The 15,492-nt window shown below is 52.4% G+C and carries 18 protein-coding genes; 9 read left to right on the top strand and 9 right to left on the bottom strand.

Annotated features, from left to right (window positions below; all coding sequences use genetic code 11):
* Positions 1 to 13: 13 nt before the first annotated feature.
* From CPH17_RS12735 to rdgB, 4 genes are all read right to left on the bottom strand, one after another.
* Positions 14 to 859 carry a 23S rRNA (adenine(2030)-N(6))-methyltransferase RlmJ gene (locus tag CPH17_RS12735; protein ID WP_096299748.1) on the bottom strand — a complete coding sequence of 282 codons (846 nt, stop codon included), beginning with the start codon at positions 857 to 859 and terminating at the stop codon, positions 14 to 16.
* Between the two features lie 79 nt (positions 860 to 938).
* Positions 939 to 1,622, bottom strand: a complete 684-nt coding sequence (locus CPH17_RS12730) for an OmpA family protein (RefSeq protein ID WP_074398088.1) — start codon at positions 1,620 to 1,622, stop codon at positions 939 to 941.
* A 37-nt stretch (positions 1,623 to 1,659) separates the two neighbouring features.
* Positions 1,660 to 2,829, bottom strand: a complete 1,170-nt coding sequence (gene hemW / locus CPH17_RS12725; protein WP_096299746.1) for a radical SAM family heme chaperone HemW — start codon at positions 2,827 to 2,829, stop codon at positions 1,660 to 1,662.
* Entirely contained in the window at positions 2,822 to 3,430 is a 609-nt protein-coding gene (gene rdgB / locus CPH17_RS12720) for an RdgB/HAM1 family non-canonical purine NTP pyrophosphatase (RefSeq protein ID WP_074398092.1), read from the bottom strand. Before rdgB ends, hemW begins: the two co-directional genes overlap by 8 nt.
* 266 nt (positions 3,431 to 3,696) lie before the next feature.
* Between rdgB and CPH17_RS12715 the strand changes: the two genes are divergently transcribed.
* The 6 genes from CPH17_RS12715 (at position 3,697) to CPH17_RS12690 (ending at position 7,921) form a co-directional block, all read left to right on the top strand.
* Entirely contained in the window at positions 3,697 to 4,389 is a 693-nt protein-coding gene (locus tag CPH17_RS12715) for a response regulator transcription factor (RefSeq protein WP_074398093.1), read from the top strand.
* A gap of 22 nt (positions 4,390 to 4,411) precedes the next feature.
* On the top strand, positions 4,412 to 4,951 hold the full coding sequence (locus tag CPH17_RS12710) for a CsgE family curli-type amyloid fiber assembly protein (protein WP_074398094.1): 540 nt from the start codon (positions 4,412 to 4,414) through the stop codon (positions 4,949 to 4,951).
* Positions 4,951 to 5,373 (top strand): curli assembly protein CsgF, encoded by a 423-nt coding sequence (locus tag CPH17_RS12705; protein ID WP_082934297.1) that lies wholly within the window; start codon positions 4,951 to 4,953, stop codon positions 5,371 to 5,373. Before CPH17_RS12710 ends, CPH17_RS12705 begins: the two co-directional genes overlap by 1 nt.
* A 79-nt stretch (positions 5,374 to 5,452) precedes the next feature.
* Positions 5,453 to 6,283, top strand: a complete 831-nt coding sequence (locus CPH17_RS12700) for a CsgG/HfaB family protein (protein ID WP_096299743.1) — start codon at positions 5,453 to 5,455, stop codon at positions 6,281 to 6,283.
* A gap of 258 nt (positions 6,284 to 6,541) precedes the next feature.
* Entirely contained in the window at positions 6,542 to 7,069 is a 528-nt protein-coding gene (locus tag CPH17_RS12695; RefSeq protein ID WP_231898028.1) for a hypothetical protein, read from the top strand.
* A gap of 57 nt (positions 7,070 to 7,126) precedes the next feature.
* On the top strand, positions 7,127 to 7,921 hold the full coding sequence (locus tag CPH17_RS12690; protein ID WP_074398100.1) for a hypothetical protein: 795 nt from the start codon (positions 7,127 to 7,129) through the stop codon (positions 7,919 to 7,921).
* Between the two features lie 54 nt (positions 7,922 to 7,975).
* On the opposite strand, the gene CPH17_RS12685 is transcribed toward CPH17_RS12690, so the two are convergent.
* The 5 genes from CPH17_RS12685 to CPH17_RS12665 form a co-directional block, all read right to left on the bottom strand.
* Positions 7,976 to 8,338, bottom strand: coding sequence for a hypothetical protein (locus tag CPH17_RS12685; protein WP_074398101.1), 363 nt, complete (start codon positions 8,336 to 8,338; stop codon positions 7,976 to 7,978).
* Positions 8,339 to 8,413: 75 nt separating this feature from the next.
* The gene (gene hemL / locus CPH17_RS12680; protein ID WP_074398103.1) at positions 8,414 to 9,694 is read right to left on the bottom strand and encodes a glutamate-1-semialdehyde 2,1-aminomutase; all 1,281 of its coding nucleotides are present in this window, start codon (positions 9,692 to 9,694) and stop codon (positions 8,414 to 8,416) included.
* Positions 9,695 to 9,741: 47 nt separating this feature from the next.
* On the bottom strand, positions 9,742 to 10,551 hold the full coding sequence (thiD, locus tag CPH17_RS12675; protein ID WP_074398104.1) for a bifunctional hydroxymethylpyrimidine kinase/phosphomethylpyrimidine kinase: 810 nt from the start codon (positions 10,549 to 10,551) through the stop codon (positions 9,742 to 9,744).
* Entirely contained in the window at positions 10,551 to 10,982 is a 432-nt protein-coding gene (hemJ, locus tag CPH17_RS12670) for a protoporphyrinogen oxidase HemJ (RefSeq protein ID WP_074398106.1), read from the bottom strand. The genes thiD and hemJ overlap by 1 nt, the downstream gene beginning before the upstream one ends.
* A gap of 9 nt (positions 10,983 to 10,991) precedes the next feature.
* A complete protein-coding gene (locus CPH17_RS12665; protein WP_074398108.1) occupies positions 10,992 to 12,794 on the bottom strand; it encodes a chloride channel protein in 1,803 nt (600 codons plus the stop codon).
* Positions 12,795 to 12,929: 135 nt separating this feature from the next.
* Here CPH17_RS12665 and argC point away from each other — a divergent pair, with 135 nt between their 5' ends.
* The 3 genes from argC to CPH17_RS12650 all read left to right on the top strand — a co-directional run bounded on the left by argC (position 12,930) and on the right by CPH17_RS12650 (position 15,401).
* Positions 12,930 to 13,964: an N-acetyl-gamma-glutamyl-phosphate reductase gene (gene argC / locus CPH17_RS12660; protein WP_074398109.1), complete on the top strand. Its 1,035-nt coding sequence runs from the start codon at positions 12,930 to 12,932 to the stop codon at positions 13,962 to 13,964.
* Positions 13,965 to 14,096: 132 nt separating this feature from the next.
* Positions 14,097 to 14,450 carry an iron-sulfur cluster insertion protein ErpA gene (gene erpA / locus CPH17_RS12655; protein WP_074398111.1) on the top strand — a complete coding sequence of 118 codons (354 nt, stop codon included), beginning with the start codon at positions 14,097 to 14,099 and terminating at the stop codon, positions 14,448 to 14,450.
* A 177-nt stretch (positions 14,451 to 14,627) separates the two neighbouring features.
* Positions 14,628 to 15,401 carry a transporter substrate-binding domain-containing protein gene (locus CPH17_RS12650; protein ID WP_074398112.1) on the top strand — a complete coding sequence of 258 codons (774 nt, stop codon included), beginning with the start codon at positions 14,628 to 14,630 and terminating at the stop codon, positions 15,399 to 15,401.
* Positions 15,402 to 15,492: the final 91 nt, after the last annotated feature.

Raw genomic sequence — 15,492 nt, 5'->3', positions numbered from 1 at the left:
CACGCCGAGAGACCTACTCCCCAACCAACCATTCAGCACGATAGTCGCTTTGCTCTCCTAACAGTGGGGTCAACTGCGCCATGGCCCCCGCTAGACGCTCACCCAGCCCCCAAGGCGGATTAATCACTAACATCCCGCTACCGTACATGCCGTGCTCATGGGCACCTGCCGCTCGCAGGCGTAATTCGCTGCGCCAAATTTTGCGGATGCCGCTGCGCTGAAGCCCTTCCAATAATACCTGGTGATGGCCGGCCGGCAGTAATGGATACCAAATTAAGACCACTGCGTGACGCGCTTTTGAAAGCGCCACGCCAAGGGTATCCGCCACTTCCAGATACTCGTCTTTACGTTCGTAGCTTGGATCAATCAATATACATACCCGAGGCGTTGAAACGGGTAGCCGTTGGCGCAGTCCCTCTAGGCCATCGCCATGAATACGCTCTACACCTTCCGGTAGTGCCTGGTCGTCTAAATGTTGATGCTCACCAGGGTGCAGCTCGAATCCATACAGCCGCTCATAAGGACGCAGTGCTTGGCCGATCCACCAGGGTGAACCCGGATAATGCATCAACTCGACTGGTTGACGCTGTGCTCGGGTTAAAGCGGCCAGCCACCCGCATAGCAGAGGATCGGACACCGACTCGGCAGCTTCCCAGAGAGGCCATACGCCATCGCGATACTCCTTTAGCCGCTGGGTTTCTTTACTCGACAACGGATAAAACCCGCGACCCGAATGGGTATCGATATAGGTCACCGGCGAAGGTTTACGTAGCAAGTATTCAGTGGTCGCAAACAACGTTAAATGTTTATGTACGTCGGCAAAATTGCCTGCGTGATACGCGTGTTGATATGACAACATGATAGTTCGACAACTCATAAAAAAACCCGCTACATCAGCATAGCGGGCATTGGGGGAGGCTTCACGGCAAGGTCATTGCTTAGCCTTGGCTTTCGCCTTCCCCGGTGGGCGTTAAGGTAATTTCAACGCGGCGGTTTTGGCTGCGCCCGTCCTCGTTATCGTTACTGGCCACCGGCTGTGATTCACCGTAGCCGCGGGTGTTTAAACGCGACGACGATACGCCATTCTGGCTTAGGTAGCCGCCTACCGACTCGGCCCGACGCTCAGACAGACGCTGGTTATACGCATCTTCACCGGTACTGTCGGTATGGCCAGCGATATTGATACGGGTATCGGCATATTCGCTGACCACGCTGGCTACCTCATTGAGAGAGCTGCGCGCTTCGCTGGTTAGCTCACTAGAATCAACGTCGAAGGTCACACTGCTAGGCATGTTTAATACAATGTCATCGCCCTGGCGATCGATTTCAATACGCGAGCCTTCAAGGTTTTCACGCAGTTGCTGCTCTTGGCGGTCCATATAGGCACCGATGCCGGCACCGGCAGCGGCACCTGCCGCAGCACCAATCACGGCGCGGTCACGGCGGCTACTGCTACCATCACCTGACAGCGCACCGGCAATCGCACCTACCGCCGCACCAATACCTGTGCCGGTAGCCGTTTTAGAGCGCTGTGTTTCACCACCGCCAGAGGGGTTCGAGGTTGCACAACCGGCAACAAACACGACGGCCACTAACGGGGTCAGTAGTCGAGAAATACGCATTGCTCACTCCTTAACGTCTTCTTGGCATATTATGAAATTACTCATCGCTGACTAATGCCAGCAATTCGTTCAAGAATAATAGACCTTGAGGCGAAGCTTGTAGCCTTTTAGGCATTTCCATCAAAAGTCCTTTTTTCTCGGCATTGTGTAAACGCGCCAATAACACATTTTCCGACAGTCCAGTATGCGCCGACCATAGCGAAATAGGAGTACCTTGGATTAAACGCAAGGCATTCATAGCAAACTCCAAGGGCAATTCACTTTGGGCAATAGACTGCTTGCCCGCGATAAAACCACGCGGATCATTCACCCGCCTTAAATAGGCGTCTGGCTGACGCGTTTTCCAGCGCCGTTCAATGTGCCACTGCCCCTGCAAATCAATGCGACTCAGCTTGCCATGAGCACCCGCGCCAATTCCTAGGTAATCACCAAATTGCCAATAATTGAGATTATGCTGGCTCTGTCGATCAGGCCTCGCATAGGCGGAAATTTCGTAGCGCTGTAAACCCGCCTGCTCCAAACGTAGGTGCCCCTGGTCCTGAATATCCCAAAGGGTTTCTTCTTGGGGTAGTGTAGGTGGGTGAACATAAAACGCCGTATTCGGCTCCAGGGTCAGTTGATACCAGGAAAGGTGCTCAGGTGATAACGCTAGGGCTTGCTCGATATCCGCCATCGCCAGTTGCGGGGTTTGCGCCGGCAGGCCATGCATCAAATCAATATTGATGTTATCAACCCCCGCCTGACGCGCCTGGCTGACGGCCTGGATAGCCTCTTCACCACTGTGTATTCGCCCCAGTGCTTTTAGTTGATCCGAATGAAAACTCTGCACCCCGAGCGATAGCCGATTGATACCGGCATCTCGATAGCCAGTAAAGCGGCTCTGCTCGGTCGTACCTGGATTAGCCTCAAGCGTAATTTCAATCGCATCCGAAAATGGTAAGCGAGCATTCACTTCGCCTAAAAGGCTCTTATAAAAGCCTGGTGAAAGTAGGCTTGGCGTTCCACCGCCAATAAAAATGCTCTGAATCGTTCGGCCAGCCGCAAGGTCAAGATCGCCATCAATATCCTGTAATAACGCCTTTAGGTAAGCCGCTTCGGGCAGCTCGTTGGCCTGGGGCTCGTGGGAGTTAAAGTCACAATAAGGGCATTTGCGTACGCACCAGGGCGTATGGATATACAGCGAAAGCGGCGGCAATGGCTCAGCCATGGGCCACCTTCAATACCTCGACGAGCCCGGCCAGGGCACGCCCACGATGGCTCAAGCGATTTTTCGTCTCACTGGGTAATTCAGCGACGCTCATTCCCTGATCAGGAAGCCAAAATAGTGGATCGTAACCAAAGCCGCCTTCACCGCGCGGAAGCGCCAGGACCTCCCCTTCCCAGCTGCGCTGCACAATAACGGGCACCGGATCCTGGGAGTGGCGTAAGTAAACCAGCACACACCAGTAGCGCGCTGTTCGCTGGCCTTCTGGGTAGCTTTGTAACGCCTCAATCAACTTGGCGTTATTTCGCTGGTCGCTTTTGGGCTCTCCGGCATAACGTGCGGAATAGATGCCCGGCGCGCCCTGCAACGCATCAACCTCCAGGCCTGAGTCATCGGCTAAGGCAGGTAACCCACTTTGTCGGCTCGCTTCGCGGGCTTTAATAAGCGCGTTCTCAACAAACGTCACCCCCGTTTCTGCTACGTCATGGACACCAAAATCGGCTTGGGGACGCACATCAAAGCCAAGTGGCGCTAATAATTCATTGAATTCTTTCAATTTACCAACGTTGCCGCTGGCAAGCACAAGCGTTTGCGTACTGGTCATCCGGCGACCTCCTAAGGTGGAGAACCAGTTTACGCATGCCCCAGGCTCGACAAAAGCAATCATAATGTAACGTGATGTAGTTTTTTAAAAAACGTCAAAAGTATTAGAAAAATAATAACCTTTAATATTCAAATACTTATTATAGAAAAAGCAATATGTGTCATATTATTTGATGATTTTCTAGTAACATACGTTTACATTTAAAAACTAATAGACAACACTTGAATGGCTACCTGCTCAATCGTTTTTTCTACGAGGGTCCTCCAATGCCGCAGGAAAAGGCTACCAATACGGTATTCGTCGTTACCGAAAAAAGCCCACAATCACAACTATTTGCGGAATATCTAGGGACTCATACCGAGTGTCATGTGCATATTCAGTCGCCCCATGAACGGGCCACCGCACCGACGGCAGGTAGCACCTTGATGCTAATCGACAGCGATCATATCAGCGTTGATACCCTTCCAGACTGGCAACACCAGCTGCCCGAGGCGCTCAGCAACACACCCTTGGCCGCGTTTAACATCCGCGATATGGATCATGCGCTTGAAGCCTTGTCATGCGCACAGTTGAAAGGGGTGTTCTATCGCCACGAGAGTCTGGATGTCATTTGTAAGGGAATTCATGCACTGCTCGAGGGCGAGCTATGGATGTCCCGCGAGCTAATGACACGGTTGATTCTGTTTTATCGTAAATATCAAAACAACGCCTTCCGCCCCGCCTGCGGGCTCACTAACCGAGAAATGGAAATCATCTCGCTGCTGAGTGCCGGGGCGTCTAACCATCAAATTGCCGAAAAGCTGTTTCTTAGCGAACACACCGTAAAGTCTCACCTTTACAACATTTTCCGCAAAATCAACGTCCATAACCGTATCCAGGCGCTGAATTGGATCCATCAAAACTTGGGCCCCATTTTGCCGAATATTGAAACCGCAAGAAGCTTGCAGCGTCACCGTTAGCGCATCGCAAAGGGGTTTTACTATGAAAGCACTGCGCTATAAGCCCGTCATTCTGTGTTACTTCCTGCTCTGGGGAAGCACGTTTCCCGCCTATGCCGAAGAAATGACAGAGCCGGTATCTCCTACTGACGATGGGCAAGCCGCTATCGCCGATGAGCAAGAAGCTATCGATGCCATTAACCAGCTTTCAGGCCCCGATGGGGCAGAAGTTGAGCAACCTTCACAAGGGGGCAGCGAACTCACCGGCGTTATGGTTGACCGTACCATCACGATGGCGGGCAAAACCTTCTATCGTGCCTTCAGCCAACGCGCCATGGATAACATGATCATTGCCAATGCCACCATCACCATTCAAGAGCGGCCCGATGCTCGTTGGGGCAGCCAGGTGTGGATCATGGAAGGCAACCAGATGCATTTCCGTACCCAGCTCTCCCCAAGGATCAGTGAGGCCGACCGAGCGGCGGGGGAAGCCGTACAAATCGTGGAAGAAGCACTACTGCGTCAACAACTGAACTCAGCGCTATCTTCCGACAAAGACTTAGGAAGAGAGGAGTTACCATAATGAAAACTAACCTAATGCACACCGTGGGTTTAGGCTCAGCCCTACTGGCCGGTCTATTAACCTTTCAAGCTCACGCCGGGGAAATGATTTATGAACCTTTGAATCCCTCCTTTGGGGGCGATCCTTTTATGGGCAGTTACATGCTCAACAAGGCTCAATCCCAGGATACCAATTCTGATCCAGACTCACGTGACGTCGATCGACTCTCCTCCACCGACCGGCTAATTCAAAGCCTGGAGAGCCGTTTGATTTCACAGCTATTGACCGACGTGGGATCGGGAGATATCGGCGAAGGCGGCTTTGATAGCGACGAATTCAGCGTTGTGGTGCGTGATGAAGGCGGCCAGCTCGTCGTACGCGTAATCGACAAGCTGACAGGGGATGAAACCAATATCAGTGTCGGCGGCTTATTTAATCCATGAGATAGCCCAACTATCGAACCAAAACAGTACGAACTAAAAAACCAAACATCATAAATGGTGGATAAGTCAGGGGATCATCATGAAGATTATAGCTACTTTTTTAATAGCGGGTTTGCTCAGCGGCTGCGCGGGAATGGTTGCCAATTCAGAGAACCTTGAGGGAACCGAGGCCACCTTAACGCCGCGCGGTGCCACGTACCAAGATCTCGTATCGCTACCGCCGCCAGCGGGCAAAATTTTTGTCTCGGTATACGACTTCCGTGATCAAACCGGTCAGTATCGGCCTGCTCCCGCCAGCACCTTCTCGACGGCAGTGACGCAAGGCGCGGCCGCGATGCTAACGGGTGCTCTAGCCGATTCAGGCTGGTTTATCCCGCTTGAGCGGGTGGGGCTGCAAAACTTGTTAACGGAACGGCGAATTATTCGCGCTGAATTTGAGCGCTTTAATCAACCCGACACGCTCCCCTCATTACGTGCGGCTTCCGTCATGCTGGAAGGCGGCATTATTGCCTACGAATCCAACGTTAGGACCGGCGGTGCGGGTGCAGAATATTTTGGGATTGGGGCATCGGGAGAGTATCAGGTTGACCAAGTAACGGTTAACTTGCGCGCGGTAGAAATTTCTACGGGTGAAGTGCTTGCCAATGTGACAACGACAAAAACTATCTATTCGAAAGAATTACGTGCTGGCGTGTATCGGTTTATCGATTTCCGACGCTTATTAGAAGCAGAAGCTGGTATTACCACCAACGAACCTGTGCAAATGGCGGTGATGTCTTCCATTGAATCTGCGGTTATTCATTTGGTGGCACGAGGAGTAGAAAACAACCTTTGGAACCTCAGCGATGATGTCGATTTTGAGGATACCATCCTGTCCGATTACTTAAGTGCGCCTATTCCTCAATTATAAATTAAATGCTTAAGCATTAAAAAACTAAACTATTAAACTTAGGCACAAAAATAAGGCTACCCAGTAAATGGGTGGCCTTTTTTAATAAAAGCATGAGATCACTCATAAAAGCATTAGAAACGTCATCCCAAAATAGACGGTTATAAGTAAAAAAATAGTTCTACAAACCATAAATCTTACGATAGCGAAAACCGTTAAATAGTCCAAACTCAACACATGAAATACATTCAGATACAAAATGTTTCAGAGGATTTCATCATGAATCGGCAGCGCGCCAATGGAGCACCAATGCGGCTCTTCCCAGCCAAGCACCCGATGTGGTTGGTCACATTATTGGCCGCCACCTTACTTACCTCCACATCAGTTAATGCTGGCGATAATCGAATCGAACAGTTTTTTAATCAAGTCGATACCGATAATTACCGGGGTAACTACAGCATTATTGATCAAGTCGGTAATAACAATAGTGCTGACGTTAATCAGTCTTACTCTGCCAGTTATCAACGCGGTAATTTTTCAAATATTCGCCAAGTGGGCAATTTTAATAATGCCACTATTAACCAGACAGGTGGTAATAACTTTGGCGTGATTTTACAGAAAGGCAATGAACACGAAGCCAGTATTAGCCAAGCAGGAAGACAGCGCGAACTCAAAGCGTATGTTTCTCAGTCAGGCAGTAGAAGTGATATCCAGATTTCACAATCGGGGAGTGGCTACCGAAGCATTAACGTTGAGCAAAAAGCTTATTCGGGTAATGCACGCCCAGTCACCGTCGAAACCTACTGAGCAACACAGGTTGCCTCAGTAATAACTAAAGCAAGTATATCGTAAAGGGGAAACACCATGAAAACTCAAATGACTGCTATCGCCGCTGCTATCGCTCTTGCCATGAGCGCCTCTGCACTAGCACAGACTGAGCCAGCTTCTGAATTCGATGGCTCACGTGCAGCGATCGATGGAATGGCAGGCGCTGCTTATGACGGCAGCGGTTTAGGCAACGACTCTTACATCGATCAGGAAGGTGATTACAACAACACCGATGTAACTCAGTGGGGTACGCAGATTTCACGCATCGAACAAAACGGTGATGACAACACTGCCAACGTCACACAAGACGATGTGGTTGGTACTTCTGGCCCCGGGGAAAACTCTTCGCTAATTGAACAAGCTGATAATGGCAACCGCGCAGATGTGGCACAACTAGGCGAAGAAAACGACTCCATTATCAATCAGGAAGGTGGTTTCTGGGGTGCAGCCGTTAACTACGCTAATGTTGACCAAGATGGCTACCGCAATGACTCTTGGGTAGATCAGGATGGCTTTATGAACAAATCAAGTGTCGTCCAGGATGGCGACCTGAACGATAGCTTCGTGAAGTCTGAAGGCAACTTCAACAAAACCTATACTACACAAACCGGTGATGAGCTGGATAGCGATATTATCTCGCTAGGCGACTGGAACTACACCGCTGTCACCCAGGATGGCTACGGACATGATTCCTTTGTTCGTTATCAGGGTAACGGTAACACCAGTTACGTAAACCAAAGTGGTGACGCAGGCGTAGCCTCTCAGCAAAACTTCTCGCAGATCCGCACTACCGGTAATGGCAACTACAACAATGTTAATCAAGCCAACTAAGCGTTCGTAACGCTCTGTCGGCATAAACCGCCCCTTTTCAGGGGCGGTTTTTTGTTAGCGGATCGAAACCGTTAACGTACCGCCCTTACCTTGGGTAGAAGAGCGCGAGCGGTTAGTGCCTTTTTGAATATCAACCTCTAGGCGCTCGCCGTCACTCAGTAGCGTCACGGTTCCTTCCAGCGCACTACCTTCAAAGCTAAACTCCGCCGGTACCGTGCCATTTTCCTCAATATGTTCTGTGGTTTCGCCCTCGTGTGTCACTTTCCAATGGGCGGAAAACGCAGCGCCTTCCGTGCCTTCCATGGTAATTCGGATCGGATTCATCGATGGCTCCTTTTGCGATTGCGCGCTTAGCGGCAGGACGGCTAACCCCGTTGCCAATAGCGTGGCACTTAGCCACATCCAGCGTTGTTTCATAATGGCTCCCACGACGCAAAGAGCCGCTGGTTATCAGCGGCTCTTTGAGTATAGTGGGATTTTGGTTACTTGCTGTTACATGTAAGAAAATGCTTTCTCAGCGGCATCCAGGGTTCGTTGGATATCTTCCGGCGTGTGGGCACTGGACATAAACCCGGCTTCGAACGCCGATGGGGCTAGGTACACCCCTTGATCCAGCATCGCGCCAAAGAAGCGCCTAAACGCTTCTGGATCACAGGCGGTGGCCTGGGCGAAGTTATCCACACGGCGTTGTCCGGTAAAAAATATCCCAAACATACCACCGGCCGACTGCGTCATCATCGGCACGTTGGCGGCATTGGCGCGTTCTTGTAAGCCGCTGCAGAGCGTTTCTACCCGCTGTGCCAAGGCATCATGGAAACCGGGTACCTGAAGCTTGGTCAACAGCGCAACACCGGCGGCCATGGCTAGCGGATTGCCTGAGAGGGTGCCCGCCTGATAGATCGGTCCCATCGGCGAAATATTTTGCATAATTTCGCGTTTGCCACCGAAGGCGCCCACCGGCATACCGCCACCCACAATCTTACCAAGGCAAGTAAGATCGGGGGTCACGCCATAATGCGCCTGGGCACCGCCGAGCGCCACACGAAAACCGGTCATCACTTCATCAAAAATCAGCACGCTATCGTGTTCGTTACACACCCGGCGCAGGGTTTCAAGAAAACCCGGCTGCGGCGGAATGCAATTCATATTGCCAGCCACCGGCTCGACGATAATACAGGCAATTTCATCGCCTATTTCGTCAAAGCATGCCTCTACACCTTCTGGATCGTTATACGACAAGGTAATAGTGTGCTCGGCCAGTGAAGCCGGTACGCCCGGTGAACTGGGTTCACCGTGAGTAAGCGCTCCGGACCCGGCTTTTACCAGCAGCGAATCAGAATGACCGTGATAGTTACCTTCAAACTTAACGATTTTATCGCGCCCAGTGGCGCCACGCGCCAGGCGAATCGCCGACATCGTCGCTTCGGTACCAGAGCTCGTCATGCGAACCATTTCCATCGAGGGAATTATCTCGCAAATCAGCTCCGCCATGGTGGTTTCAACCGCCGTAGGAGTACCGAACGACAGCCCGTTATCCAGCCGGGCACGAACCGCTGCCAGCACATCCTGATCGGCGTGACCGGTAATCATCGGTCCCCAAGAACCGACGTAGTCGACGTAACGGTTGCCTTCTACATCAAATAAATAGGCGCCTTGCGCACGCTCCATAAACACCGGCGGACGATGCAATCCTTTAAAAGCCCGCACAGGAGAGTTAACGCCACCAGGGATATGGCGGCTGGCAAGTTCAAATAGTTCAGCAGAAGTCGTCATGGCGTCCTCTTCATTAATTGCGTCATTAATCGCGTGGCGTCATCAAATTAAAAACGTGAAGCGCGCGGGGAACGATTGGGTAAAAACTGCCCGCTTGTCGGTTCATAACCTTGTGACAAGCTTTGCCAGGTATAGTGCTGAGCCTGCTCACAGGCAGTAAGTAAGCGCTCACCTACAGCCAGGCGGGCAGCGATGGCAGAAGCCAGCGTGCATCCCGAACCGTGAAACTGCTCGGGTAAGCGCGGCCATTGCCATTGCCGAGTGTTATCCGGTGAGTGCAGCGTCAGTAACACCTGCTGGTCATTGCCGGGTAACGGATCATCGGTTGCCGACACCAGCACCGCTTGACAGCCTAACGATAGTAGCGCCACTGCCCGCGCTGTATCGTCATCCGCTGCTTGACTCTCAGGGGTGAGCATTGCCAACTCAGCACGGTTTGGCGTCAATATATCCACCAATGGAAGCAGCCGCTCACGGTACTGCTGACGCAATTCAAGGGTCGAGAGTTCAGCGCCTCCACCCGCTTTTAATACCGGGTCGGCCACTACCGGCACACCGGGAAATCGCCGAATGATCGTAATGGCGGCATTAAGCGTTGCCTCATTGCTAATTAAGCCCAGCTTGATCGCCGCTATTGGCATGGTCGCTATCTCATCCGCCATTTGGCCCATCAAATGGGCATCCGTGGGCACTACGCGCACCACGTTATGGCAATTTTGCACCGTCAGCGCCGTGGGGATGGTCACTGCCCATCCTCCGCAGGCAGCGATTGACTCACTATCGGCTATAAGCCCAGCACCACCAGTAGGATCATGTCCCGCCAGCACTAATACAACAGGGGGTAATGGTCGGCGCATCAGAACGGTTTCACTACCGCCAGTACGATAATCCCGATCAGACCAATCACCGGTAACTCGTTAAACCAACGGAAAAACACATGGCTTTTGCTGCAGCGTGCTTGGCTAAACTGCTTAAAATAAATTAAGCAGACATGATGATAGGCAATCAACAACGCGATCAGTAGCAGCTTTGCATGCATCCACCCCTGGCTGAGCCAGGCGGGGGCCAGATACAGCAGCCAGCCCCCGAAAATCAGCACGGCAATCATCGACGGCATCATGATGCCACGATAAAGCTTACGCTCCATGGTGGTGAAATAAGCCATCGCCTGTTGATCACCGGTATCGCGTGCCTGGGCGTGGTAAACAAACAGCCTAGGTAAATAAAACATGGCGGCAAACCAGGTTACCATCGCGATTAGGTGAATCGCTTTGATCCATAAGTACATTGTCACTCCTTAGGCTGAAGGCTTTTTGTAAGGTGAATCGCTGTCACGAGGATCGCTGTAATGGTAATAACGCTCGATAGCACCCCGTGTGATGATACCTGAAATACGCTGCTGTTTCGGCCGATTACCGTGAACCACATAAAGCGCCCCCAAGGCGTCATTTTGCAATGTCAAAAAAGCTTCGGATAGGGTTGCTTGTAAGGCGATAGGCGCCATTTCTAGACGCTGGCCGGGTATTTCCAACAAATCAATCAACTCTTCTGGGGACGCGTTGCCGCCTAGCGTTTCGTCCTGTTCGATCATCCAGCGCGCAAGCTCGGCGGCTTTCAGTCCGAGTACTGGCTTATCGTCACTCGAGCGCTCAATCACCAACCACACCGGGTTATTTTCCAGTAAACGACGCGCTTGATCCGGCGTTATCATCCGCGTGGTGCGCACCAAATGACGTTCCATCACTGCCGGCACCGACACCCTCGATAACGCTTGCATCAGCGGCTGCTGCAACGGGTGCAAGCCATTGCGCACGCTAGTGATGAAAAATCCTTCACAACCCGTTAATTGACGCGACGTTAAGCACGCGACCACCACCACCAACATTCCCGGCAACATAATACCCGGCGTATGGGTTAACTCTAGCAGCGCCATTAGCGCCGCCAGCGGCGCTTGCAGGACGGCTCCCATCATCGCCGCCATCCCCAACATCGCATACACCCCGGGGTCAGCCGCTCTCGACTCCCATATCCACCCTCCCAGCAAGCCACTCAAGGCCCCGGCAGCGGCCCCCACCACCAATACCGGGCCAATAATCCCAATGGGTATACCGCCGGCTACCGTTAAGGCGGTAATCACCAGTTTCACCAGCACCAGCGCTACCAGCACCTGGACGGCTAACTGATTATTGAGCGCGGCTGCCACACTGTCGTAGCCAATGCCTTGAACTTCAGGAAACCAGAAGGCAGCTAGGCCTGTCATCATCGCTACCACGCTCAATCGCCACCAAAGAGGCCATTGCTGTAGGCGTTGCAAACGCGATAAATGAATAAACCCACCGGCCAACAAACCAATGAATACCCCCGTCATGACCACCCAAGGAAGGTTCATTAGCGACCCGAGCGCAACGTCGGGAATGTGAAACGCTGGTTCGTTGCCATATACCATTTGGGCCACGAGCGCGCCCATCATAGACGCCAAAATGACCGGCATGAAACTCATTAGCGTGTACTCCATCATCACCACTTCCATGGCGAAGATGACCCCTGCAATCGGGGTATTAAATGAGGCCGAAATACCCGCGGCTGTGCCACAGGCCACTAATACCCGTAAACTGTTGTTGGGCAAGCGCAGACGCTGGCCGAGGCCGCTCGAGGCGGCTGCCCCCAGATGGATGGCGGGTCCCTCTCGCCCGGCTGACAGCCCGCCTAACACCGCTACGACCCCTACCCACCACTGATTAAGCCAATTACGTAACGGAAAACGGCCTTGATGGTAGGTTAAGCGCTCAATGACATGGCTAACACCCAGCTTGCGGGCAGTGGCTTTTTGGCGGTAAAGCAAGGTACCGATCAAACAAACGGCGAGAAAAGGCAAAGAAGCACGCACCCATGGCGATAGCGACTCAAAGGCTTCTGGGTCACCTTGGGGCATATAAAGCAGTGCCCCGGCCGAGAGCAGCAGCCGAAAGACGACCATTAACGCCCCGGTAATCGCACCTGAGACCAGCCCCAACACACACAGCTGTGGCAACGCATCGACATTTGCCAACTGACGCCGGAAACTATCTAGGGTGAAATCGGACCGAGAAAAACGCGCCACTGGCGACCTTCCTTGCTCTTGTGTCTATACACTCTTGTGTATCATAGCTGGTTACGCTTAAACAGCTTGGTATCCTATGCTTAGGTTATTGGCGCGTTTTATTTTCTGCTCAGCGAGATCCGCAAGGAGTAAGGTGTGATTAAGGTAGGTATTGTTGGCGGCACAGGCTACACCGGTGTTGAATTGCTTCGGCTACTCGCCCAGCATCCCCATGTGAGTGTAGACGCTATCACGTCACGTTCAGAAGCAGGCGTTAAGGTCAGCGATATGTACCCTAACCTGCGCGGGCATTACGACACACTTGCGTTTAGCGAACCCAATGCCAAACAGTTAGGTGCCTTGGATGCCGTTTTTTTTGCAACGCCACATGGGGTTGCTCACGCACTCGCTGGCGAACTGCTGGACAACGGCACCCGCGTTATCGACCTATCAGCGGATTTTCGTCTGCGCGACGCGGCCGAGTGGGCAGAATGGTACGGTCAATCCCATGGGGCGCCTGGCTTACTTGAAGAAGCCGTTTATGGGCTGCCTGAAATGCATCGCGATCAGATTAAAAAAGCACGCCTGGTGGCGGTCCCAGGCTGCTACCCCACCGCCGTTCAGCTGGGTTACTTACCGCTGTTAGAGGCCGGCCTGGTAGATGCAGGGCGGCTGATTGCCGACTGCAAGTCCGGCGTCACAGGCGCCGGGCGTGGCGCCAAGGTCGGCTCATTATTAGCGGAAGCCAGCGAATCAATGAAGGCGTACGGCGCCTCTGGGCACCGCCACCTGCCAGAAATTCGCCAGGGCCTGACAGACATGCACACTGGGGCTGTGGGACTGACATTTGTACCGCACCTAACACCGATGATCCGCGGTATTCATGCTACGCTCTATGCCACACTTAGCGAGGAACCTGGCGATCTTCAGTCGCTGTTTGAGCAACGTTACGCCAATGAGCCGTTTGTCGATGTGATGCCTGCCGGTAGTCATCCGGAAACGCGCAGCGTGAAAGGCATCAATACGTGTCGTATAGCGGTTCACCGCCCAGAAAATAGCGACACGGTCGTGATACTTTCGGTGATTGATAATTTGGTGAAAGGCGCCTCGGGCCAGGCCGTTCAAAACCTTAACCTTATGTTTGGCTTTGACGAAGCCACTGGGCTGAGTGTCCCGGCCGTCATGCCCTAGCGTCAACAGTGACTGGTAATAGTTGACCCTTTTGCTAGGTATTACTCATAATCATAGCCTATGTAGACTATTTGCTTCGGGGCGCGCATGACGTTAAACGTTCGCCGCCCCATTCGCTCACGGGAGGTAGCCATGAGCAGCGCAGAATCCTTCGTTCCTACGCCATTATTGTTGTCCGATAGCGCCCAAAAACGCATCAACGCCTTGATGGCAGAAGAAAACAATTCCACTCTAAAATTACGTGTTTACGTGACTGGCGGAGGCTGTTCGGGCTTCCAATACGGCTTTGATTTTGCCGATAGCGTCGCTGACGACGACACGGTAATCGAATTTGGCGATGCGGCACTTGTCGTCGATCCCCTTTCCTATCAATACCTAGTAGGCTCAACCGTCGACTATGAAGAAGGACTCGCTGGGGCTCGTTTTCGGGTACAAAATCCCAATGCCACCACCACCTGTGGTTGCGGTGCTTCGTTTATGGTGTAGCGGTTACCCACAAATCGACCGATATCGTTGCAGCGTTTATTGCTATCCCACCCCGTGACTTGACGCCTTGGGCGTTTCTCGCCAAGGTTATATGGTCAATAACAAACTCAGATACTGGCGACGAGGCGGCATCAGCTGCTTTACCAGTGCTGGGCCATATAAATCACGGGGAAACTCATGAAATCACGTTTATATCGCACTACGCTTCCCATCTCTGCGCTTGCCCTAGCGTTAGGCAGCGCAAGCCTTGCCCACGCGCAAGAAACACCGAGCGTTAATGTCGCCACTGACCCCAGCTTCGTTCCATTTGAAATGATGGACGAAGACAGCGGCGAAATGGTCGGTTTCGATATTGATATCATCAACGAAGTAGCAGACCGGGCAGGCTTTGAAGTCGACCTGACCACCATGGATTTCTCGGGCATTATTCCAGCGGTCCAAACTGGCAACCAAGAGATTGCCATTGCCGGTATCACCATCACCGAAGAGCGGTCAGAAATTGTCGATTTTTCTGACCCCTACTACGATTCGGGTTTGCAGATCATCGTTCGCGCCGATAGTGACGTTGAAGACATTGATGACCTGGAAGGCATGACCATCGCCACCAAAACAGGCTCGACCAGCTACGACTATCTTGAAGATAAATTTGGTGACGACGCCGAGATTACCCCCTATCCGGGCACTTCGGACATGTATATGGCACTACTCGGCCGTAACGTCGATGCTGTGTTCTATGATGCCCCCAATGTGGCTTATTTCTCGCAAACCCGCGGTGAAGGGCGTACCAAAGTGGTCGGCCCACTCTATGAAGGACAGCAGTACGGGATCGTCTTCAATAAAGGCAGCGAATGGGTAGAACCCACCAACGAAGCGCTGGCTGAAATGCGCGAAGATGGCACTTATGACGAGATCTATGAGGAATGGTTTGGTGAAGCGCCCAGCGATGATTAATTAACGCTGATCTCATTTTTGCCATTTCATCAGGGCCGGGCGGCCTCGCCCCCGGCCTTGTTCGTTTGTCTTTTATTCTCTCAGGAGAACG

Origin of the sequence: Halomonas sp. hl-4, from assembly GCF_900215475.1 — a bacterium.
Taxonomy (GTDB): Bacteria; Pseudomonadota; Gammaproteobacteria; order Pseudomonadales; family Halomonadaceae; genus Vreelandella.
Note: the sequence above shows the minus strand (reverse complement) of the source record. Positions and strands in the feature narration are given on the sequence as shown.

Excerpts from the sequence above, each read along its gene's own strand:
- CPH17_RS12735 (WP_096299748.1), bottom strand. The coding sequence starts at position 859 with ATGTTGTCATATCAACACGCGTATCACGCAGGCAATTTTGCCGACGTA.
- CPH17_RS12730 (WP_074398088.1), bottom strand. The coding sequence starts at position 1,622 with ATGCGTATTTCTCGACTACTGACCCCGTTAGTGGCCGTCGTGTTTGTT.
- hemW (WP_096299746.1), bottom strand. The coding sequence starts at position 2,829 with ATGGCTGAGCCATTGCCGCCGCTTTCGCTGTATATCCATACGCCCTGG.
- rdgB (WP_074398092.1), bottom strand. The coding sequence starts at position 3,430 with ATGACCAGTACGCAAACGCTTGTGCTTGCCAGCGGCAACGTTGGTAAA.
- CPH17_RS12715 (WP_074398093.1), top strand. The coding sequence starts at position 3,697 with ATGCCGCAGGAAAAGGCTACCAATACGGTATTCGTCGTTACCGAAAAA.
- CPH17_RS12710 (WP_074398094.1), top strand. The coding sequence starts at position 4,412 with ATGAAAGCACTGCGCTATAAGCCCGTCATTCTGTGTTACTTCCTGCTC.
- CPH17_RS12705 (WP_082934297.1), top strand. The coding sequence starts at position 4,951 with ATGAAAACTAACCTAATGCACACCGTGGGTTTAGGCTCAGCCCTACTG.
- CPH17_RS12700 (WP_096299743.1), top strand. The coding sequence starts at position 5,453 with ATGAAGATTATAGCTACTTTTTTAATAGCGGGTTTGCTCAGCGGCTGC.
- CPH17_RS12695 (WP_231898028.1), top strand. The coding sequence starts at position 6,542 with ATGAATCGGCAGCGCGCCAATGGAGCACCAATGCGGCTCTTCCCAGCC.
- CPH17_RS12690 (WP_074398100.1), top strand. The coding sequence starts at position 7,127 with ATGAAAACTCAAATGACTGCTATCGCCGCTGCTATCGCTCTTGCCATG.
- CPH17_RS12685 (WP_074398101.1), bottom strand. The coding sequence starts at position 8,338 with ATGAAACAACGCTGGATGTGGCTAAGTGCCACGCTATTGGCAACGGGG.
- hemL (WP_074398103.1), bottom strand. The coding sequence starts at position 9,694 with ATGACGACTTCTGCTGAACTATTTGAACTTGCCAGCCGCCATATCCCT.
- thiD (WP_074398104.1), bottom strand. The coding sequence starts at position 10,551 with ATGCGCCGACCATTACCCCCTGTTGTATTAGTGCTGGCGGGACATGAT.
- hemJ (WP_074398106.1), bottom strand. The coding sequence starts at position 10,982 with ATGTACTTATGGATCAAAGCGATTCACCTAATCGCGATGGTAACCTGG.
- erpA (WP_074398111.1), top strand. The coding sequence starts at position 14,097 with ATGAGCAGCGCAGAATCCTTCGTTCCTACGCCATTATTGTTGTCCGAT.
- CPH17_RS12650 (WP_074398112.1), top strand. The coding sequence starts at position 14,628 with ATGAAATCACGTTTATATCGCACTACGCTTCCCATCTCTGCGCTTGCC.